Here is a 21,399-nt window from a genome sequence, read left to right as displayed (position 1 = left end):
CGCCGGTACATTCGCGACCATGGCGACCCGTACGTCTTCCCCGCCGGGGTCGCGCAGCTCCACCTCCTCTGCCCGCAAGACCGGCAGCAAGGGGGCGGGCACGCGCACCCGGTCGTCGGGAAGCAGCACCCGCAAGGCCCCTGCCCGTGGCAAGGGGCCGGCCAAGGGCCGTGGCCGGGCGGGTCGCCCGGCACCCCGCGCGGTGCGCAACGGCACCGGACCGGTCGCCCGGGTCTTCCTCGCGCTCGCGCGCGTGCTCGTCACCGCCTGGCTGGGCCTGGCCCACGCCGTCGGTGGCGCCGTCCGCAGCCTGGGCCACTCCGCCGGTGAGCTGGAGCCCGAGCACCGCCGCGACGGCGCCGGGCTGCTCCTGCTCGGCGCCGCCCTCGTGGTCGCCGCCGCCGTGTGGTGGCAGCTCCCCGGCGGCATCGGCGACTTCACCCGCGCGGTGGTCGCCGGGTCCGTCGGCCTCCTCGCCTGGTTCGTGCCGCTGCTGCTCGCCGTGGTCGCCTGGCGCAACCTGCGCGACCCCGAGCGCAACGGTCCCGCCGGGCGGCAGGTGATCGGCTGGGGTGCGCTGCTCTTCGGCGTGCTCGGCATCGTGCACATCGCCAACGGCTCCCCGGCCCCCGAGCTCGGCGACACCCGTCCGCTGCAGCAGGCGGGTGGCGCCATCGGGTTCGTGGTCTCCAAGCTGCTGCTCGACCTGCTCCAGTCGGTCTACGTCGTGGTGCCGCTGCTGGCCCTGGTGGCGCTGTTCGGAGTGCTGGTGGTGACCGCTACGCCCGTCTACCAGATCCCGGCGCGCTTCCGGGAGCTCGGCGAGCGGATCATGGGCACCCACCCCGACCAGCTCGACGACGAGGACCGGGACGAGGGCTCCCCGCGCGGCCGTCGCGGCCGGGTCGACGACGAGATCGACCCGGAGATGGGCGACCCGGCCTACGACTCCCCGGTGCTGGAGGAGCGCGAGGTCAGGCGTCGCTCGCGACGCCGGGTCGAGAAGGACCCGGAGTCGGACCCGCAGAAGGACCACGAGATCGACCTCGACCTCACCGACGGGACCGACGGCACCGACGGCACCGACGGCGCCGCGCCTGCCCGCGCCGCGGTCGCCGAGCCCGCCGCCAAGGAGGCCCTCGAGCCGCCGCCGCACACGCCGCTGCCCGCCCGGGTGGAGCAGCTCGCGTTGTCCGGCGACGTCACCTACTCGCTGCCCGACAGCGAGGTGCTCAAGCCCGGCTCGGTGCACAAGGCCCGCTCCAAGGCCTCCGACGCGGTCGTCGACCGGCTGACCCGGGTGCTCGAGGAGTTCGACATCGACGCCCAGGTCACGGGCTACACCCGCGGCCCCACGGTGACGCGCTACATCGTCGAGCTCGGCCCGGCCGTCAAGGTCGAGAAGATCACCGGCATCGCCAAGAACATCTCCTACGCCGTGGCCTCGGCCGACGTGCGGATCCTCAGCCCGATCCCCGGCAAGTCCGCGGTCGGCATCGAGATCCCCAACAGCGACAAGGAGGTCGTCTCCCTCGGCGACGTCCTGCGCAGCCAGATCGCCCGCAACGACCACCACCCGATGGTCTGCGGCCTGGGCAAGGACGTCGAGGGCGGCTTCGTGGTCGCCAACCTGGCCAAGATGCCCCACCTGCTGGTGGCCGGCGCCACCGGCTCGGGCAAGTCCTCGTTCATCAACTCGATGATCACCTCGCTGCTGATGCGGGCCACGCCCGACGAGGTCCGGATGATCATGGTCGACCCCAAGCGGGTCGAGCTGAACGCCTACGAGGGCATCCCGCACCTGATCACCCCGATCATCACCAACCCCAAGAAGGCGGCCGAGGCGCTGCAGTGGGTCGTGCGCGAGATGGACCTGCGCTACGACGACCTCGCCAACTTCGGGTTCCGGCACGTCGACGACTTCAACAAGGCGGTCCGCGCCGGCAAGGTGCAGGTGCCGCCCGGGAGCGAGCGCGTGCTCGCGCCGTACCCCTACCTGTGCGTGATCGTCGACGAGCTCGCCGACCTGATGATGGTCTCCCCGCGCGACGTCGAGGACGCCATCGTGCGGATCACCCAGCTGGCCCGTGCGGCCGGCATCCACCTCGTGCTCGCCACGCAGCGGCCCTCGGTGGACGTGGTCACCGGCCTGATCAAGGCCAACGTGCCCTCGCGGCTGGCCTTCGCGACCAGCTCGCTCGCCGACAGCCGGGTCATCCTCGACCAGCCGGGCGCGGAGAAGCTGGTCGGCCAGGGCGACGGGCTGTTCCTGCCCATGGGTGCCTCCAAGCCGGTGCGCGTGCAGGGCTCGTGGGTCACCGAGGCCGAGATCGCCCAGGTGGTCGCCGACTGCAAGCAGCAGCTCGAGCCCAGCTACCGCGACGACGTCACCGCGCCCGCCGCCTCCAAGCGCGAGCTCGACGACGACATCGGCGACGACATGGAGCTCGTGGTCCAGGCCATCGAGCTGGTCGTGTCGACCCAGTTCGGCTCCACCTCGATGCTGCAGCGCAAGCTGCGCGTCGGCTTCGCCAAGGCGGGCCGGCTGATGGACATCCTGGAGAGCCGCGGGGTGGTGGGCCCCAGCGAGGGGTCCAAGGCCCGTGACGTGCTGATCAAGCCCGACGACCTCGACGAGGTCATCGTCGCCATCCAGGGGGAGCAGTGAACGCACCGACGAGCATCACACCCATCGGGGTCTCGGTCCGCCAGGACGCCAGGATCGCCGCCGTCGTGGCGCTGCTGTCCGGGGTCCTGACCGTGGCGTGGTTCGCCCGGGCGCTCGGCACCGCGGACCCGTTCGACTGGGTGTGGTGCCTGGTGCCGGCCGCGGTCGGGCTGCTGCAGCTGCTCGTGGTGCGGGACGCCCGCTCCCCGCTGCTGGTCGCCGACGAGCTGGGCGTCCGCGTCCGTCGTGGCGTCACCTGGCACGGCGTGCAGTGGGAGTCGGTCGACCGCGTCGAGGTGCGTTCCGGCGGCCGGTGGCTCTCCGACGGCCGGCTCGTGGTCCACCCGCGGGTGCGTCCGGCCGACCCGCTCGCCGCCGCCGAGGAGGGTGCTGCCGACGACCTCGCCGTGGAGCCGGTCGCGCTGCGCGCGCTGTCGGTGCCGCTGGGCCCGACCACCCGCATCGACTACGACGGACTGACCGGCGACCTGGTCGCCGACCTCGACTCGCTCGGCCAGGGCCGGGTCCCCGTGCTGGTGCTCACCCGCCCGGTGCGCGAGGCCCGCGCGGCCGAGCCGGCCGAGCCCGCCGAGGCGACCGCCGACGAGCCCGTCGAGCGGCCCGCCGAGCGGCCCGTCGAGGAGGCTGCCGGCACGCCCGTCGTGGCGCCCGTCGTGGCGCCCGTCGCCGTGGATCCCGAGCCCGAGGTCGAGCCCGAGCCCGAGCCCGAGCCCGAGCCCGAGGAGGGCGTCGCGGCGTACGAGCCGGTCGACCCGACCCGCGCGCCGCGCCCGGCCACGCGCGCCGAGGTCCGTCGCGAGTCCGTACGCCGCCTGCCCGACCCGCCCACCGTGCCGGCCCAGCGCTCGCCCGGCGGTCCGGTCCTGGTGGCCCGCATCGACGACGCCGCGAGCCGCGAGGTCGTGTCCGCCGGGTGGGGCGAGGACCAGGCGCACCCGGTGGCCGAGCCCGTGATCGGCCCGCTCGTCGCGGCGGCGCGCCAGCGAGCCCGGCTCAGCATCGACACGCTGAGCGAGCGCACCCGGATCCGGCCGCACGTGCTGGAGTGCATCGAGGTCGACGACTTCGAGGCCTGCGGCGGCGACTTCTACGCCCGGGGCCACCTGCGGACCCTGGCCCGCGTCTTCGGCCTCGACCCGGCCGAGCTGGTGGACCTCTACGACCGCCACTACGCCGTGGCCGAGATCGAGGCGCGGCAGGTCTTCGAGGCCGAGCTGGCCACCGGGATCGGCGGCGGGGTGCGGACCGCCTCCTCGGGCCCGCGCTGGAGCCTGCTGGCCGCCAGCGTGCTGGCCCTGGTCGCGATCTGGGGCGTGGCCCGCGTGTTCAACGACACCCCGCAGGAGCTCGTCAGCCCCGCGCCCGACGTCGTCGACGTGGCCGGCCTGGCCAGCGGCGAGGACACCGAGGCGGCGCCGGAGTCCACGCTGGCGGCGCTCTCGCTGTCGGCCCGGGGCGCCTCGCCCCAGGTGGTCGTGCGCGACCGCGACGGCAAGATCCTGCTGGCCTCGCGCCTGGCCGACGGGTCGCAGCAGCAGGTCATCGGCCTGGCGCCGTTCGACGTCACCTCCAGCAACGGGCAGGCCGTGACGGTCACCTACCTGGGCAAGAAGCGCGGCACCGTCGGCGAGGGCGAGCAGCCGGACAACCGGCAGTTCGGCTGAGCGCGGGGCGTCCGTCATACTCGACGAGGCCCATGACTACCTCTGACACCGCCTCCGCGCCCACCGCCCGCCCGCACGCCCCCACGACCGTCGCGATGGTCACGCTGGGCTGCGCCCGCAACGAGGTCGACTCCGAGGAGCTCGCCGGCCGCCTCGAGGCCGGCGGGTTCGTGCTCGTCGAGGACCCCGAGCAGGCCGAGACGGTGGTCGTGAACACCTGCGGCTTCGTCGAGGCGGCCAAGAAGGACTCCGTCGACACCCTGCTGGCCGCGGCCGACCTCAAGGGCAGCGGCGCCACCACCCAGGCGGTCGTCGCCGTGGGCTGCCTGGCCGAGCGCTACGGCGCCGACCTCGCCACCTCGCTGCCCGAGGCCGACGCGGTGCTCGGGTTCGACGACTACCCCGACATCGCCTCCCGGCTCCGCGGCATCCTCGCCGGGGAGCAGCAGCACCCCCACACGCCGTCGGACCGCCGCAAGCTGCTGCCGATCTCGCCGGCCGAGCGCACCGACGCGCCGGCCTACCAGCCCGGCCACGGCGAGCGACGTCGCCTCGACAGCGGTCCGATGGCCCCGCTCAAGCTGGCCTCGGGCTGCGACCGGCGCTGCACCTTCTGCGCGATCCCGGCGTTCCGCGGCTCCTTCGTCTCCCGGCGGCCCTCCGACGTGCTGGCCGAGGCGCGGTGGCTGGCCGACCAGGGGGCCCGCGAGCTGTTCCTGGTGAGCGAGAACTCCACGTCCTACGGCAAGGACCTGGGCGACCTCCGGCTGCTCGAGACGCTGCTGCCCGAGCTGGCCGCGGTCGAGGGTGTCGAGCGGGTGCGGGTCTCCTACCTGCAGCCCGCCGAGACGCGGCCCGGGCTGGTGCAGACCATCGCCGGCACCCCGGGTGTCGCGGCCTACTACGACCTGTCCTTCCAGCACGCGTCCAACCCGGTGCTGCGCCGGATGCGCCGCTTCGGCGACAGCGAGTCGTTCCTCGGCCTGCTCGAGCAGGCCCGGGCGCTCGCGCCGCAGGCCGGGGCCCGCTCCAACTTCATCGTCGGCTTCCCGGGCGAGACCGAGCACGACTTCGAGGTGCTGTGCGACTTCCTCGCGCAGGCGCGCCTGGACGCCATCGGTGTCTTCGGCTACTCCGACGAGGACGGCACCGAGGCCGAGGGCTTCACCGACAAGCTCGACGAGGACGTCATCGCCGAGCGCGTGGAGCACCTGACCGCGCTGGCCGAGGAGCTCAGCGCCCAGCGCGCCGAGGAGCGCGTCGGCGAGGAGGTGCTGGTGCTCGTGGAGTCGGTCGACGACGAGGAGGTCGAGGGCCGCGCCGCGCACCAGGGTCCCGAGGTCGACGGCAGCACGCTGCTGAGCGGCGACCTCGCCGGGATCGCGGTCGGTGACATGATCCGGGCACGCGTCGTCGCGACCGACGGCGTCGACCTCGTGGCGGAGGTCGCGGGCCGAGCAGCGGGGGAGGCGGGTCGATGACCGACAGCGGACGCACCGTGAGCAACTGGAACGTCCCCAACGCCCTGACCACGCTCCGCATCGTCATGGTGCCGTTCTTCGGCTGGGCGCTGCTGCACGACGGCGGTCAGGACCTCACCTGGCGCTGGGTGGCCTGGGCGCTGTTCGCGGTCGCGATGCTGACCGACAAGATCGACGGCGACCTCGCCCGCAAGCACGACCTGGTGACCGACTTCGGCAAGATCGCCGACCCCATCGCCGACAAGGCGATGACCGGCATGGCCCTCATCGGCCTCGCGATCATCGCCGACTTCCTGCCGGCGTGGCTGTGGTGGACGGTCACCGTGGTGGTGCTGGTGCGCGAGTGGGGGGTGACCGCGGCGCGGCTCTCGGTGGCCCGCGAGGTCGTGATGCCCGCCAAGCAGAGCGGCAAGGTCAAGACCACGATGCAGGTGGTGGCGCTGGGCGGCTTCGTCGCGCCGTTCGGGCTGCTCGAGGGCGGCCTCGAGACCATCGGCGACGCGCTGTGGTGGCTCTCCGCCGCGGCGCTGCTGGTCGCCGTGGTGCTCACCCTGACCTCCGGCTGGGAGTTCGCCCGCGACGTCGTACGGCACCGGGCGGGACGCCCGACGACCGCGGAGCGCCAGGCCCAGGACTGATCCCGGCTAGGGGTCGGTGCGCCGGCGGTCGCGGTAGGCCCGGACGTTCTCCCGGTTGCCGCACCCGCCCTCGCAGAAGCGGCGTGAGCGGTTGCGGGACAGGTCGACGACGACGTCCTCGCAGTCGTCGGCCGCACAGGTCTTGAGGCGGTCCAGCTCGCCCGAGCGGACCACGTCGATCATCGCCATCGCCGCCTCGACGGCCATCCGCTGGTCGAGCGGGGCGTGCTGCGGCACGGCGTGGACGTGCCAGCCGAGCCCGTCGTGGTCGACGAGCTGGGGAAGCGCTCGGGCCTCGGCGAGGATCTCGTTGATCCGGGCGACCAGGGACGCCTCGTCGAGGTGCCACAGCCGTCGCAGCCCGGGTCGCAGCGCCCGGACGGCGTCCAGCTCGCCGGCGTCGCCCAGCCTCACGCCGTACCAGCCCTGGTCGTCGAGGAAGCGCGCCAGGTCGTCGCGGGTCTGCAGCGTGTCCTCGCCCGACCCGCCCTCGGGGTCGGTGTTGACCAGCGCGGCGGCCGCGGCCAGCGCCATCTGGGTGTCATGGGCGAAAGTCATGTTGACTCCTGACGTCTCGTCTTCCTAGAGTAACTGGTGTCCGACACTTTGACTCCTGACGACGTGAGAGGGGCCCGCCATGGCGCTCCCCGAGACCCTGCCCGGCACCCCGAGCGGGACCCGCCCCGACGCGCGCGGTGACGCCCGGCCGTCCGGACGCGGCCGCGGCCTGGCCGGCGGGGGCCTGCTCGTGGCCCTGGTCTCGGCCGCCACCTTCGGCACCTCGGGCCCGTTCGCCAAGTCGCTGCTCGAGACCGGCTGGACCCCCGGGTCCACGGTCTTCCTGCGCATCGCCGGGGCGGCGCTGCTGCTCCTGGTGCCCACCGTGCGCGCGCTCTCGGGACGCTGGCACCTGCTGCGCGGCTCGTGGCGCCAGGTCCTGGTGTACGGCGCGATGGCCGTCGCGCTGCCGCAGCTGGCCTTCTTCTACGCCGTGGACACCCTCTCGGTCGGCGTCGCCCTGCTGCTGGAGTACCTCGGGCTGGTCCTGGTCGTCGCCTACCAGGCCGTCGTGCGCCGGCGCTGGCCCGCACTGCCGACGCTGGCCGGCATCGTGCTGGCGGTCAGCGGCCTGACGCTGGTGCTCGACCTGCCCTCGCTGCTGCAGGGCGGCCAGGTCGAGGTCAGCGGCGTGGGCGTCGCCTGGGGCCTGCTCGCGGCGCTGGGCCTGGCGTCGTACTTCGTGATGTCGGGCGCCTCCCACGACGACGCGCTGCCGCCGCTGGCCCTGGCCGGGTCGGGCCTGGTGGTCGCCGCGGTGGGCTTCGGCGTGCTCGGCCTGCTCGGCGTGCTGCCGATGACCTTCCGCACCGACGACGTCGAGCTGGCCGGGGCGGTGCTGCCCTGGTGGGTGCCGGTCCTCGAGCTCGGCGCGGTCGCCGCCGCCACGGCGTACGTCACCGGGATCGTGGCGGCCCGTCTGCTCGGGGCCAAGGTCGCGTCGTTCGTGGGGCTCTCGGAGGTGCTGTTCGCCGTGCTCTTCGCGTGGCTGCTGCTCGGCCAGCTGCCGGGCCTGGTGCAGCTGGCCGGTGGGCTGCTCATCCTGGGTGGCGTGGTCGTGGTGCGCCTGGAGGAGCCCGACGGCCCGTCGGCAGGGGACGAGCCGGTCGTCGCCGGCTCAGGCGGAGCGCCGGTGCCCGTCGCCGTCGAGCCCGTCGAGGCGCGGCGTGGTCCGCGGGCGCACGGGGCGGACGACCCCGGCCGCTGACCGGTGGTGGCGCACCACCCCGTCGAGCGCGAACGCGTCGACCTCGCGCCGCCGCACCGTCACCTCGACCCCGGCGGCGCCGTCGCGCAGCAGCAGGCTCCACGCGGGGTCGGTCGGCCGGCCGCTGAGCTCGGCGACCACGGCCGCGTCGGCGAGGTCGAACCGGTGCTGCCGCCGACCGCGGTGCAGGCTCACCACCGTGCCGTGCACCCGGACCACGCGGGGCGCGCTCGCGAGCACCGCGAGGGCCACCGCCAGGGTCACCAGGACCCCGAGGCCCAGCTCGGCCAGGTGCGCGGGGGAGGGGCGGGTGAGCCCGCGCAGCGCGAGCACCGCGCAGCCGGCGACGGCCATCACGAGCAGCAGCGTCAACGCCGCTCGACCGTGGTCCGGGGCGGTCCACTCGGCCCGGCGCACGGGCGCCGTCGGATGGCCCGGGCCGGTCGTGGGGCCGGTCGTGGGGCCGGTCTGGTGGCTGGTCCGGTTGTGGTCGGTCGAGTCGTCGGGCACGCGCATGTCTCTCCCCCTGCCCACCGCGGTGGGCACCTCCTGGTCCGTGTCCACCCGGCCTGGGCAGGACCGGGGTGATGGACGGGACCTCCGCCAGTGTGGGGGTCGGTGGCGCCGACGGGAACGCACGACGGTGACGGGTGGCCCGTGGACTAGACCTGGACGGGCTAGCGTGCAGGCATGGCACGCGCCGACGAGCCCGAGGAGCCGACCACGACCGCGGGTCTCGCCGCCGTCGCGGACGACCTCTACGCGGGGCACGTCGAGCAGTTCGTGCCGCGTCGCGACGCCGCGGTGCGCGCGGCCAAGCAGGCCGGCGAGCCGGCCCTGGCGCGCGACGTGGGTCGGCTGCGCAAGCCGTCGGTCGCGGCGTGGGCGGTCAACCTGCTGGTGCGGGTGGAGGCGGAGCAGATCGACCAGGTGCTGGCCGTGGCGGCCTCGCTGCGCAGTGCGGCGGAGGCGCTGGACGGCGACGAGCTGCGCGCCCTGACCCGGCAGCGCCGCCAGCTGACCGCGGCGCTGGCCACGACCGCCCGCAGCCGCGCCCGCGACGAGGGCACGCGGCTCTCCGAGGCGGTCGTCGAGCAGGTCGAGGACGTGCTCACCGCCGCCATGCTCGACCCGGTGGCCGCACAGGTGGTGCTGACGGGTCGGCTGGTCCGTTCCTTCACCTCGACCGGCGTCTCGGACCTCGACGTGGCCTCGGTCGTGGCGGTTCCCGACGCGCTCGGGGTGCGGGCCACCCCGCGGGAGCCCGAGGGGGACGCCGACCCCGCGCCGCCGACGCTGACGCTCGTGCCCGACGACGGACGGGCGCGGCGCGAGGCCGAGGAAGCGCTGGAGCAGGCGACCGAGGAGCTGGACGCCGCCCGGGCGGAGCACGACGAGGTCGCGGCGTCGGTCTCGCGCCTCGACGCGCGTCGGCTGCAGCTCCAGGGCGAGGCCGAGGAGCTCCGCCGCCGCCTCGCGGAGTTCGAGGACGAGGTCGACCGCTGCGACGAGGAGCGCGAGGAGTCGCAGGAGGCGCTCGACGACGCCCGGGCCGTGCTCGACGAGGCCGTCCGCGAGGAGGAGCGCGCCCGCACCGCGCTGGACGACCTCGGCCCGGCCTGAGCGGACGACCCCGAGCCCTGGGTTTCCGTCCGCAGGTGTGGAACGATCCAATGCGTTTGAGCCACCAGACACGAGGAGAGCAGATGCGCGTCGGAGTCCTGACCGGAGGCGGGGACTGCCCCGGCCTCAACGCCGTGATCCGGGCGGTCGTCCGCAAGGGGGTCTCGGAGTACGGCTACGACTTCGTCGGCTTCCGCGACGGCTGGAAGGGCCCGCTCGAGGGCGTGACCACCGAGCTGGGCATCCCGCAGGTGCGCGGCATCCTGCCCCGCGGCGGCACGATCCTGGGCTCCTCGCGCACCAACCCGTTCAAGGTCGACGACGGCGTGGAGCGCATCAAGGCCAACCTCGCCGAGCTCGGGGTCGACGCGCTGATCGCCATCGGCGGCGAGGACACCCTCGGGGTCGCGACCAAGCTGCACGACCTGGGCGTCAACGTCGTCGGTGTGCCCAAGACGATCGACAACGACCTCAACGCCACGGACTTCACCTTCGGCTTCGACACCGCGGTCAACATCGCGATGGAGGCCATCGACCGCCTGCACACCACGGCCGAGTCGCACCACCGCGTCCTCGTGGTCGAGGTGATGGGCCGTCACGCGGGCTGGATCGCGCTGCACGCCGGTCTCGCGGGCGGGGCCAACGTCGTGCTGATCCCCGAGAAGCCGTTCGACATCGAGCAGGTCTGCGCGCTGGTCGAGCGTCGCTTCGAGGACCACTTCGCACCCATCCTGGTCGTCTCCGAGGGCGCCGTGCCCGTCGAGGGCGGCGAGATGAGCCTTGTCTCGGGGGAGAAGGACGCCTTCGGGCACGTCCGGCTCGGGGGCATCGGCGACCGGCTCGCCAGCGAGATCGAGCACCGGACCGGCAAGGAGGCCCGCGCCGTCGTGCTCGGGCACGTGCAGCGCGGCGGCACGCCGACCGCCTTCGACCGGTGGCTGGCGACCCGCTTCGGGCTGCACGCCATCGACGCGGTCCACGACGGCGACTTCGGCACGATGATGGCGCTGCGCGGCACGCACATCGAGCGGGTCCCGCTCATCGAGGGCACGGGCGAGCTCAAGCTGGTCGACCCGGCGGAGTACGCCGAGGCCGAGGTCTTCTTCGGCTGAGTTGTTCCCGCGGCGTCACGCGATGATGACGGTGGCGTGACCACGGCGCGTCGTACGCCGAATCGCTGGTCAGCAGGCGTGTCGTGGTCCACGATGGCCGGAACCGCTCACGTCGGAGGACCGTCATGGCCAGCAGCACCTCGGAACAGACCACGAAAGACCAGCCGGACCTCAAGCGGGTGATGGGGCCGGGTCTGCTGCTGCTCTTCATCGTCGGCGACATCCTCGGCGCGGGCGTGTACGCCGTCACCGGCCAGCTCAGCGGCATCGTCGGCGGCATCGTCTGGCTGCCGTTCCTGGTGGCCTTCCTGGTGGCCTCGTTGACGGCGCTGTCCTACCTCGAGCTGGTGTGCAAGTACCCCCGCGCCGCGGGCGCCGCGCTCTACACGCACAAGGCCTTCGGCATCCACTTCGTGACCTTCCTGGTGGCCTTCGGGGTGATCTGCTCGGGCATCACGAGCGCCGCCACCTCCTCCAACGTGCTGGCGCAGAACCTCGCCGGCGGGTTCGTCGCCAACGGGTGGCTGGACGCCGAGCCGAGCACCGGCGTCATCACCGGCATCGCGATGGCCTTCATGCTGCTCCTCGCGCTGATCAACCTGCGCGGCGTCGGGGAGTCGGTGAAGTTCAACGTGCTCCTGACGCTGGTCGAGGTCACCGCCCTCGCGATCGTCATCGGCGTCGGGTTCTTCGCGATGTCCCAGGGCAACGTCGACTTCAGCCGCGTGGTCACCTTCGAGGACTCCGGCGACAAGGGCCTGTTCCTCGCCGTCACGGCGGCCACCTCGATCGCGTTCTTCGCCATGGTGGGCTTCGAGGACTCGGTCAACATGGTCGAGGAGACCAAGGACCCCGCCCGCATCTTCCCCCGCGCGCTGCTCACCGGCCTCGGCATCGCGGTGATCATCTACATGCTCGTGGCGGTCTCGGTCGTCTCCGTGCTCACCTCCGAGCAGATCGCCGACGCGTCCGAGGGCCGTGCGCTCCTCGAGGTGGTCCGCGTCGGTGCCCCGGACTTCCCGATCGACCGGGTCTTCCCGTTCCTGGCCGTGTTCGCCGTCGCCAACACCGCGCTGATCAACATGCTGATGGCCAGCCGGCTGCTCTACGGCCTGGCCAACCAGGACGTGCTGCCCCGGGTGCTGGGCAAGGTCTCGCGCACGTCGCACGCGCCGTACGTCGGCATCGCCTTCTCCACGGTCCTCGCGCTCGCCCTGATCGTCTACGTCTCGAGCCGTGCCGAGGACGAGGTCGTGCTCAACCTCGCCAGCGTGACCTCGCTGCTGCTGCTCGTGGTCTTCCTCATCGTCAACGTCGCCTGCCTGGTGCTGCGTCGCGACCACTCCCACGAGGGCGGGTTCCGCTCCCCGGGGTTCACCCCCGCGGTGGCGGCCGTGCTGTGCGCCTTCCTGGTCGGCCCGTGGGTCGACCGGGGCGCGCTGGTCTACCAGATCGCCGCGGTGCTCATGCTCATCGGCGTGGTCCTCTGGGTCGTCACGATGTTCGTGCACAAGCCCGAGGGCGGTCGCTTCCGCGACGTCGAGCACCTGGGGGAGTGACAGGGCTCCCGGCCCGCGCCGGCCGGGAGTCCACCGCGGGGTCGCGTTTCGGCGGGTCGCCGGGAGCGCCGTACCCTGGAGCGGTGTCCGTCCCGTCTGTCCCGTCCCTGGCCGAGCTGCACGCCCTCGCCCCCGCCCAGCAGCCGAGCTACCCCGACCGCGCTGCCGTCGACGCCGCCGTCACCCGGCTGCGCCAGATGCCGCCGCTGGTCTTCGCCGGTGAGTGCGACGAGCTGAAGGCCAAGCTCGCCGCCGTCGCGCGCGGCGAGGCGTTCCTGCTGCAGGGCGGCGACTGCGCCGAGACCTTCGCCGGCGTCACCGCCGACAACACCCGCAACAAGCTGCGGGTGCTGCTCCAGATGGCCGTCGTGCTGACGTACGCCGCCTCGGTCCCGGTGGTCAAGCTCGGCCGGCTCGCCGGGCAGTACGCCAAGCCGCGCTCCTCGGACCTCGAGACCCGGGGCGACGTGACGCTGCCCGCCTACCGCGGCGACGCCGTCAACGGCTTCGACTTCACCCCCGAGTCCCGGGTGCCCGACCCGAGCCGGCTCGTGGACGTCTACAACGCCTCCGCCGCCACGCTCAACCTGGTCCGCGCCTTCGTGACCGGTGGCTACGCCGACCTGCGCCAGGTCCACACCTGGAACACCGACTTCGTGCTGGGCTCGGAGGTGGGCCGCCGCTACGAGCAGCTGGCCGCCGAGATCGACAAGGCGATGTCGTTCATGGAGGCCATCGGCGTCGACGTCGACGAGCTGCGCCGGGTCGACTTCCACTCCAGCCACGAGGCGCTAGTGCTGGAGTACGAGCACGCGCTGACCCGCACCGACAGCCGCACCCAGCTGCCCTACGACGTCTCCAGCCACTTCGTCTGGATCGGCGAGCGCACCCGCCAGCTCGACGGCGCCCACGTGGAGCTGATGAGCCGGATCGCCAACCCGATCGGCGTCAAGCTCGGCCCCACCACCAGCTCCGACGACGCCATCGCGCTCGCCGCCAAGCTCAACCCGACCAACGAGCCGGGCCGGTTGACCTTCATCACCCGGATGGGCGCGGGCAAGATCCGCGACCACCTGCCGCCGCTGCTGGAGAAGGTCCACGCCGCCGGCGTCGAGGCCGCCTGGGTCTGCGACCCGATGCACGGCAACACCTTCGAGGCGTCCTCGGGCTACAAGACGCGTCGCTTCGACGACGTCATCGAGGAGGTCCAGGGCTTCTTCGACGTGCACCGCGCCGTCGGCACCTGGCCCGGTGGTCTCCACGTCGAGCTGACCGGTGACGACGTCACCGAGTGCGTCGGCGGCGGCGAGGAGCTCAGCGAGGCCGACCTCGCCGGGCGCTACGAGTCGGTGTGCGACCCGCGCCTCAACCGGGTGCAGAGCCTCGAGCTGTCGTTCCTGGTCGCGGAGATGCTCCGGAAGGCCTGAGCGCCAGCAGGGCGACCGCCGTCGGCGGGGCGAGCACCGCGGCCAGGCTCCACGGGGTGACGACGGTGCCGACCACGGCGTGGGCGACGCCGAGCCAGACCAGCGTCAGCAGCGCGACGGTGCCCGCGATCGCGCCGGCGGCGACCCGGGTGCCGCGACCGCCGTGGTGGAGCAGCGCGAGCACTCCGGCGGCGATCACCAGACGCACGAGCACGCCCGCAAGTCCCAGCACGTCGGGACGCAGCTGCTCGGCGTACGCCGGGTCGAGGGTCAGCCGACGTCCGGCCAGGGCCAGCAGCGCGAGCAGCAGCCCCACGGCAGGAACGGTGAGGAGCACCAGCCCGGCGGTGAGAGCCGGGTCGGCGTACCTCCCGCTCGGCGGTGGCTCCGGGTCGCTGCCGACGGCGATCCCGCCCGCGAGCAGCAGCAGCGAGGTCGCGACGACCCACGACAGCGGGCTGGCCTCCTGGGCGTACCAGTCGCCGGAGGTGACGGTGCCGAGCAGCACGAGGACGAGCAGGCCTGCGAGCGAGGCGCACCCGAGCACCGCGCCGGCGCCCGGGCGACCCAGCACGAGAAGGCCGGCGGCGAGCGTCGGGACGACGAGGGCGCTCAGCAGGTAGACCGACATCGGCCCCAGCCCGAGCCCCGCCGGCAGGGTGGTCGGCGAGAGCCGCACCTCCCGGACCACCTCGGTCGCCGGGTCGAGCAGACCGACCACGACGAGCGCCGTCGCGGCGTACCGGCGCCAGAGGACCGCCCCGGGCGTCCGGTCGGGCCGGCGGGGGAGCAGGGCCGCGACGGCCGCCGCCAGGAGCAGGCCGAGCGTGGCGGCGGCCGGCCGGTAGGGCACCTGGAGTTCGGTGAGCTCGGGCTGCGAGCGCACGGCGGGCAGCAGGACGAGCACCGCCCCCAGGACGAGGAGCAGCCGCACGACGAGCAGCACGCCGGCCCGGGGCGTGGTCGTCACCACCGCGGCCACGTGCACCGACCCGACGGCGGCGAGCACCAGCGCGCCGGCGACCAGCGTGGCCGGGCCGACCTCGGAGAGCGAGAGCAGGTCCCAGGCGATCGCGGCCGCCACCAGCAGCAGCGCCACCAGGTCCAGCACGGGGTCGCGCAACCCGGAGGGTGCCGGCTCCGCTGCGGAGCCGGTCGTGGGTGGGGTCGGTGCGGTCGTGGTCATGGTCCCCCCGAGGAACGTGCCGGTCGTGGGGTCCATGGTCGCGGCTCCCCGCCGCCCGCGCGGGTGGTTCTCCACGTTCGCTGTGCCAGGGTGGGTCCGTGCCCCGCACCCACGCCCTGGTGGGCGACCACCTCGAGTTCTGGCGCGAGCGCCACCTGTGCACCGTGACCACGCTGCGACGTGACGGCTCCCCGCACGTCGTGCCGATGGGCATCGCCGTCGACCCCGACGCCGGTGGCACCGGCGGCTTCGCCTGGGGGATCACCTCGGGCAGCTCCCAGAAGGTCGTCAACCTCCGCGCCGGTCTGGACCCCCGGGTCGCGGTCTGCCAGGTCGACGGCCGTCGCTGGTCGACCCTCGAGGGGACCGCCGAGGTGCTCGACGACCCGGACTCGGTCGCGGAGGCGGTGCGTCGCTACGCCGAGCGCTACCGCCAGCCCCGCGAGAACCCCGCCCGCGTCGCGCTGCGCATCACCCTGACCCAGGTCATCGGCAACGTCTGACCGCGACCGGGCACTTCTGCTGAGCCAGGAGCCGCCGACCGGGCGCTTCTGCTAACCCGGGAGCCGCCGACCGGGCGACTGTGCTCAGCCGAGGCCGAGCACGGAGATCGTCTGCTCGGCCATCCGGCGCTCACCGAGCGCGTTGGGGTGCACGATCACGGGGTTGGTGGTGCCGACGACCGGCTCGACCCAGCGGGTGCCGATCGGCTGGCAGGCGTCGTGGCCCTCGGAGACGCCGCCCAGGTCGACGTACGTCGCTCCGGTCGCCGCCGCGGCGCGGGCGACCGCGTCGTTGAGCGTGGCCTGCAGGCTGCGCAGGTAGGGCACGTCGCCGTCGGCGATCGGCAGCTGCGGGAAGCAGCGGCCGCTGCTCGGCACGATCCACGGGTAGCCCAGGATCGCGACGCGGGCGTCGGGCGCCTTGGCGCGGACGTCCTGGAGCGCCCGGACGAGCGCGGGGTAGGTCGTGGTGCGGATGGTGTCCTCGAAGGAGCTGCCGTAGCGGTCCCGGCACGGGCTGCCGCGACCGGCGGTGCTCGCCCCGGCGGTGCCGCACCTGGTGATGGCGCCGATGAAGACGCCGCTGTCGTTGCCGCCGATGGTCATCGTGACCAGCTCGGTGCTGCTGCTCACCGCGTCGAGCTGAGGCGCGATGCCGGGGCCCTGCGACTCGCGGAAGTCCTTGGTCTCGGCGGCGCCGCAGGTCACGTCGCGCACCGGGGTCGCGGTCGTCGCGGCGATCACCTGGGGGTAGTTGCGGGTCGAGCGCAGGCACTGCGGCGGCGCGGTCGGGCTGACCGGGAGCACGCCGGAGGCGGCGCTGTAGGAGTCGCCCAGCGCGACGTACAACGGGTCGGTCGGCGTGGATCCGGTCGTCGCCGTCGAGGCGGGCGCGGTCGTGACCAGGCCGGTCGTGACGGCGGCGGCGAGGCCGAGGGACAGGGCGGTGAGGTGGCGGCGCACGGGAGCTCCAGGGATCGGGGTCCCCAGGTGCAACGCGGGGGAGGGCCGGACGTTACGGACGCCACCCTGCACGCACCTGCCCGGTCGGCGTCGTGGTGCTGCGCAGAGCCGCCCGGTCGGTGTGCTGGGACCGAGCAGGAGTGCCCGGTCGCGGAGGCGTTCGCTGTGGGCGGACGTCGTGGGGGAAGCGGTGCGCCCGACCCGAGGTTGAGCCGGACAGACTCAAGAATCGGAGACCCCCATGACCGACGTGCAGACCCTCCCGCTCCTCTCCCTGCCCGACACCGTGGTGCTGCCCGGGATGGTCGTCCCGGTCGAGCTCGACGCCGACACCCGCCCCGTGGTCGACGCCGCGCGGGCCGCGGCCGACGACGACAGCGGTGCGGACCCCGGGGCGACGCTGCTCCTCGCGCCGCGGCTCGCCGACCGCTACCCGACGTACGGCGTGGTGGCGACCGTCGAGCAGATCGGCCGCCTCCCCGGCGGCGCCCCCGTCGCCGTGCTGCGCGCCGGTGCCCGCGCCCGGATCGGCTCGGGCGTGCCCGGTCCCGGTGCGGCGCTGTGGGTCGAGGCCGAGCCGGTCGAGACCGACGAGCCGTCCTCGCGGGCCCACGAGCTGGCCGAGGACTACCGCAAGGTCGTCATCGCCATCCTGCAGCGGCGCAACGCCTGGCAGGTCATCGACAACGTGCAGCGGATCACCGACCCCTCCGACCTCGCCGACCTCGCCGGCTGGGCGCCGTACCTCTCCAACGAGCAGAAGCGCGAGCTGCTCGAGACCGCGGGTGTCGAGGAGCGGCTGACCCGCGTCCTGGCGTGGGCCCGCGAGCACTTCGCCGAGCTCGAGGTGACCGAGAAGATCAGCGAGGACGTCCGCGAGGGCATGGACAAGCGGCAGCGCGAGTTCCTGCTCCGCGAGCAGCTCGCCGCGATCCGCAAGGAGCTGGGCGAGGGCGAGCCCGACGGCACCGAGGACTACCGCGCCCGGGTCGAGGCCGCCGACCTGCCCGACGACGTGCGCGACGCCGCGCTGCGCGAGGTGGGCAAGCTCGAGCGGGCCAGTGACCAGGCCCCCGAGGCCGGCTGGATCCGCACCTGGCTCGACACCGTCCTGGAGCTGCCGTGGTCGGTGCGCACCGAGGACACCACCGACGTCGCCGCCGCCCGCGCCGTGCTCGACGCGGACCACCACGGCCTCGACGACGTCAAGGACCGGATCACCGAGTACCTCGCCGTGCGTGCCCGCCGCGCCGAGCGCGGCCTGCAGGTCGTCGGGGGGCGTGGCTCCGGCGCGGTCCTGGCCCTCGTCGGTCCTCCCGGCGTCGGCAAGACCTCCCTGGGCGAGTCGGTCGCGCACGCGCTCGGCCGGAAGTTCGTGCGGGTGGCGCTGGGCGGCGTCCGCGACGAGGCCGAGATCCGCGGCCACCGCCGGACCTACGTCGGGGCGCTGCCCGGCCGCCTGGTGCGGGCCATCTCCGAGGCCGGCTCGATGAACCCCGTCGTGCTGCTCGACGAGATCGACAAGGTCGGCTCGGACTACCGCGGCGACCCCGCGGCGGCGCTGCTCGAGGTGCTCGACCCGGCGCAGAACCACACCTTCCGCGACCACTACCTCGAGGTCGACCTCGACCTGTCCGACGTGGTCTTCCTGGCCACCGCCAACGTCGTCGAGTCCATCCCCGACGCGCTGCTGGACCGGATGGAGGTCGTCACCCTCGACGGCTACACCGAGGACGACAAGGTCTCGATCGCGCGCACCCACCTGCTGCCCCGGCAGCTGGAGCGGGCCGCGCTCGACGAGGCCGAGGTGGTCGTCGAGGACGAGGCGCTGCGATCGGTCGCCGCGTCGTACACCCGGGAGGCGGGGGTGCGCCAGCTCGAGCGGGCCCTGGCCCGGGTGCTGCGCAAGGCCGCGACCCGGCTGGCCTCGGGCGAGGCGGCCCCGCTGACGGTGGACGCGAGCACGCTGCGCGACTACCTCGGTCGGCCGCGGTTCACGCCCGAGACGGCCGAGCGCACCGCCGTGCCGGGTGTCGCGACCGGGCTGGCCGTGACCGGCACCGGCGGCGACGTGCTCTTCATCGAGGCGACGTCGATGCCCGGTGAGCGCGGGCTGCACCTGACCGGCCAGCTCGGCGAGGTGATGAAGGAGTCGGCGCAGATCGCGCTGTCCTACCTCCGCGCGCACGGCGCCGAGCACGGCGTGGACGCGACGGCGCTCGACCGCAGCCTGCACCTCCACGTGCCCGCCGGGGCGGTGCCCAAGGACGGTCCGTCCGCGGGCGTGACCATGGTGACCGCGCTGGCCTCGCTGGCGACCGGTCGCCCGGTGCGCCACGACGTGGCCATGACCGGTGAGGTGACCCTCAACGGGCGGGTGCTGCCGATCGGCGGGGTGAAGCAGAAGCTGCTCGCCGCGCAGCGGGCCGGGGCGACGACGGTCTTCATCCCGGCGCGCAACGAGCCCGACCTCGACGACGTGCCCGCCGAGGTGCTGGAGGCGCTCGACGTGCGGCCCGTGGCCGACGTGGCCGAGATCCTGGCGCTGGCGCTCGAGGACGCGGCGGCGGGCGAGCCCGAGAGCCCGCGGACGGCCGGCTTCACCGCCGCCTAGGGTCGACCCACCGGTACGACGGACCGGGGCTGTCGGAGGCGCGTGGCAGGGTGTGACGGGTGAGCGACCCGGACCCCACCAGCGCCCCCGACGGCCCCGACGCCGTCTCCGCCGACCCGCTGCACGACCTCGCGGCCTACGTCGCCCTGCCGCGCGTCGGCGGGCTGGCGCTGTCTCCCGACGGCACCCGACTGGTCACCTCGGTGCAGACCCTCGACCCGGCGGGTGCCCGCTGGGTCAGCGCGCTGTGGGAGGTCGACCCGGCCGGCGAGCAGCCGGCGCGCCGGCTGACCCGCAGCGCCAAGGGCGAGGGCGGTGCGACCTTCGCCGCCGACGGCTCGGTGCTGTTCACCTCGGCGCGCCCCGACCCCTCCGCGGAGGACGACGAGGAGCAGGCGCTGCTGTGGCAGCTGCCCGCCGGTGGCGGCGAGGCCCGGGTCGTCGCCTCCCGCCCGGGAGGCGTGGGCGACGTCCGGGTCGCGCGCGACGCCGGCACCCTGGTGCTGTCCTCGGCCACCTTCCCCTCCTCGACCGACGAGGAGTCCGAGGCGCGCACCCGCAAGGCGCGCAAGGACGGCAAGGTCTCGGCGATCCTGCACGAGGGCGCCGGGGTCCGCTTCTGGGACCACGACCTCGGCCCCGACCACCCCCGGCTCTTCGCGGGCACCCTCCCCGGGGGCGAGGACCGGGTCGAGCTGCGCGACCTGACGCCGGGTGCCGGCCGCGGCCTGGAGAGCTTCTACTCCGAGGCCCACGACGTGAGCCCCGACGGCACGACCGTCGCCGCGACCTGGGCCGTGCGCGAGCGGGGCGGGCTGCGCTCGGCGATGGCGCTGGTCGACGTCGCGACGGGCGAGCGACGGCTGCTCCTGGACGACCCCGAGGTCGAGTTCGGCTCCCCGTCCTTCAGCCCCGACGGGGCCACGCTGGCCGTGACCACCGAGCGCCGCTCCACCCCCCACGACCCGGGCGACGTCCGCCTCGCCGTGGTCGACCTCGCCAGCGGCGAGCTGCGCGACCTCAGCGGCGACTGGGACCACTGGCCCGCGGGCGAGCTGCGCTGGACGCCCGACGGCTCGGCGCTGCTGCTCCACGCCGACGAGGACGGCCGCTCGCCGGTGTTCCGCTGCGAGGTGGCGACCGGCGTGTTCACCCGGCTGACCCACGACGACTTCGCCTACTCCGACGTGCAGGTCGGCCCCGACGGCCGCGTGGTCTACGCCCTGCGCACCTCCTACGCCGAGCCCGCCCGCCCGGTCCGCCTCGACGCCACCACCCCCGACCAGGACTCCGTGCCGCTGCGAGGGCCGGCCGAGCCGCCGGCGCTGCCCGGCACGCTGGTCGACGTCGAGGCCACCGCCGCCGACGGCACCCGGGTGCGGTCGTGGCTGTGCCTGCCCCACGGCGCGTCGGCCGACGCCCCTGCCCCGCTGCTGCTGTGGATCCACGGCGGCCCGCTGGGCTCGTGGAACGCCTGGTCCTGGCGCTGGAACCCGTGGCTCGCCGTGTCGCGCGGCTACGCCGTGCTGCTGCCCGATCCGGCCCTGTCGACCGGCTACGGGCTCGACTTCATCGCCCGGGGCTGGGGCGCGTGGGGCGGGGCGCCGTACACCGACCTGATGGCGGCCACCGACGCCGCCGTCGCGCGCGACGACGTCGACGAGACCCGCACCGCGGCGATGGGCGGCTCCTTCGGTGGCTACATGGCCAACTGGGTGGCCGGGCACACCGACCGCTTCGACGCGATCGTCACCCACGCCAGCCTGTGGGCGCTCGACCAGTTCGGGCCGACCACCGACGCCCCGTGGTACTGGTCGCGCGAGATGACGCCCGAGATGGCGGCCGAGAACTCACCGCACCGCTTCGTCCAGGACATCGTCACCCCGGTGCTGGTGATCCACGGCGACAAGGACTACCGGGTGCCGATCGGGGAGGGGCTGCGGCTGTGGGCCGACCTGGCCGCGCACGCCGAGGCCGAGGACGGCTCGATGCCGCACAAGTTCCTGCTGTTCCCCGACGAGAACCACTGGGTGCTCACCCCCAACCACGCGCAGCTCTGGTACGCCACGGTCTTCGCCTTCCTCTCCCACCACGTGCTGGGGGAGGAGTGGGTGGTGCCCGACCTGCTCGCCTGACCCCCGTGCCCGTCCCGGCGGGTGGCCGCTCCTAGGCTCG

The 21,399-nt window shown here is 74.1% G+C and carries 16 protein-coding genes; 12 read left to right on the top strand and 4 right to left on the bottom strand.

What is annotated here, in order from left to right; translation table 11 throughout:
• Window positions 1-19 precede the first annotated feature (19 nt).
• From EDD33_RS14585 to pgsA, 4 genes are read left to right on the top strand one after another with little or no spacing between them, the layout of a single operon-like run.
• The gene (locus EDD33_RS14585) at window positions 20-2,668 is read left to right on the top strand and encodes an FtsK/SpoIIIE family DNA translocase (RefSeq protein ID WP_123391691.1); all 2,649 of its coding nucleotides are present in this window, start codon (window positions 20-22) and stop codon (window positions 2,666-2,668) included.
• Window positions 2,665-4,353, top strand: a complete 1,689-nt coding sequence (locus EDD33_RS20365) for a helix-turn-helix domain-containing protein (protein ID WP_123391689.1) — start codon at window positions 2,665-2,667, stop codon at window positions 4,351-4,353. The genes EDD33_RS14585 and EDD33_RS20365 overlap by 4 nt, the downstream gene beginning before the upstream one ends.
• Before the next feature lie 32 nt (window positions 4,354-4,385).
• Window positions 4,386-5,834, top strand: a complete 1,449-nt coding sequence (rimO, locus tag EDD33_RS14575; protein WP_123391688.1) for a 30S ribosomal protein S12 methylthiotransferase RimO — start codon at window positions 4,386-4,388, stop codon at window positions 5,832-5,834.
• The gene (pgsA, locus tag EDD33_RS14570; protein WP_123391687.1) at window positions 5,831-6,472 is read left to right on the top strand and encodes a CDP-diacylglycerol--glycerol-3-phosphate 3-phosphatidyltransferase; all 642 of its coding nucleotides are present in this window, start codon (window positions 5,831-5,833) and stop codon (window positions 6,470-6,472) included. The genes rimO and pgsA overlap by 4 nt, the downstream gene beginning before the upstream one ends.
• A 6-nt stretch (window positions 6,473-6,478) precedes the next feature.
• On the opposite strand, the gene EDD33_RS14565 is transcribed toward pgsA, so the two are convergent.
• Window positions 6,479-7,030, bottom strand: coding sequence for a CGNR zinc finger domain-containing protein (locus EDD33_RS14565; RefSeq protein ID WP_123391686.1), 552 nt, complete (start codon window positions 7,028-7,030; stop codon window positions 6,479-6,481).
• Window positions 7,031-7,109: 79 nt separating this feature from the next.
• Here EDD33_RS14565 and EDD33_RS14560 point away from each other — a divergent pair, with 79 nt between their 5' ends.
• Window positions 7,110-8,237: an EamA family transporter gene (locus EDD33_RS14560; protein WP_123391685.1), complete on the top strand. Its 1,128-nt coding sequence runs from the start codon at window positions 7,110-7,112 to the stop codon at window positions 8,235-8,237.
• Here EDD33_RS14560 and EDD33_RS14555 read toward each other — a convergent pair.
• Window positions 8,148-8,753: a hypothetical protein gene (locus tag EDD33_RS14555; RefSeq protein WP_123391684.1), complete on the bottom strand. Its 606-nt coding sequence runs from the start codon at window positions 8,751-8,753 to the stop codon at window positions 8,148-8,150. The two genes, EDD33_RS14560 and EDD33_RS14555, sit on opposite strands and share 90 nt — an antisense overlap.
• 174 nt (window positions 8,754-8,927) lie before the next feature.
• Between EDD33_RS14555 and EDD33_RS14550 the strand changes: the two genes are divergently transcribed.
• From EDD33_RS14550 to EDD33_RS14535, 4 genes are all read left to right on the top strand, one after another.
• Entirely contained in the window at window positions 8,928-9,860 is a 933-nt protein-coding gene (locus tag EDD33_RS14550; protein WP_123391682.1) for a hypothetical protein, read from the top strand.
• 83 nt (window positions 9,861-9,943) lie between these two features.
• Window positions 9,944-10,972, top strand: coding sequence for a 6-phosphofructokinase (locus tag EDD33_RS14545; RefSeq protein ID WP_123391681.1), 1,029 nt, complete (start codon window positions 9,944-9,946; stop codon window positions 10,970-10,972).
• 125 nt (window positions 10,973-11,097) lie between these two features.
• Window positions 11,098-12,531 (top strand): APC family permease, encoded by a 1,434-nt coding sequence (locus tag EDD33_RS14540; protein WP_123391680.1) that lies wholly within the window; start codon window positions 11,098-11,100, stop codon window positions 12,529-12,531.
• Window positions 12,532-12,614: 83 nt separating this feature from the next.
• Window positions 12,615-13,958, top strand: a complete 1,344-nt coding sequence (locus tag EDD33_RS14535; RefSeq protein WP_123391679.1) for a class II 3-deoxy-7-phosphoheptulonate synthase — start codon at window positions 12,615-12,617, stop codon at window positions 13,956-13,958.
• Here the strand turns inward: EDD33_RS14535 and EDD33_RS14530 are convergent.
• Entirely contained in the window at window positions 13,897-15,180 is a 1,284-nt protein-coding gene (locus tag EDD33_RS14530; RefSeq protein WP_123391678.1) for a hypothetical protein, read from the bottom strand. The genes EDD33_RS14535 and EDD33_RS14530 overlap by 62 nt on opposite strands.
• A 62-nt stretch (window positions 15,181-15,242) precedes the next feature.
• On the opposite strand from EDD33_RS14530, the gene EDD33_RS14525 reads away from it, so the two are divergent.
• Window positions 15,243-15,647: a PPOX class F420-dependent oxidoreductase gene (locus EDD33_RS14525; RefSeq protein WP_123391677.1), complete on the top strand. Its 405-nt coding sequence runs from the start codon at window positions 15,243-15,245 to the stop codon at window positions 15,645-15,647.
• An 84-nt stretch (window positions 15,648-15,731) separates the two neighbouring features.
• Here EDD33_RS14525 and EDD33_RS14520 read toward each other — a convergent pair whose 3' ends face one another.
• A complete protein-coding gene (locus EDD33_RS14520; protein WP_246003529.1) occupies window positions 15,732-16,610 on the bottom strand; it encodes an SGNH/GDSL hydrolase family protein in 879 nt (292 codons plus the stop codon).
• Between the two features lie 241 nt (window positions 16,611-16,851).
• On the opposite strand from EDD33_RS14520, the gene lon reads away from it, so the two are divergent.
• Window positions 16,852-19,224, top strand: a complete 2,373-nt coding sequence (lon, locus tag EDD33_RS14515; protein ID WP_123391675.1) for an endopeptidase La — start codon at window positions 16,852-16,854, stop codon at window positions 19,222-19,224.
• Window positions 19,225-19,283: 59 nt separating this feature from the next.
• Window positions 19,284-21,359 (top strand): S9 family peptidase, encoded by a 2,076-nt coding sequence (locus EDD33_RS14510; protein WP_211332558.1) that lies wholly within the window; start codon window positions 19,284-19,286, stop codon window positions 21,357-21,359.
• Window positions 21,360-21,399 lie beyond the last annotated feature (40 nt).

The organism is Nocardioides aurantiacus, from assembly GCF_003752505.1.
GTDB classification, from domain to species: Bacteria; Actinomycetota; Actinomycetes; order Propionibacteriales; family Nocardioidaceae; genus Marmoricola; species Marmoricola aurantiacus.
This window is presented reverse-complemented; position numbering and strand designations above follow the sequence as displayed.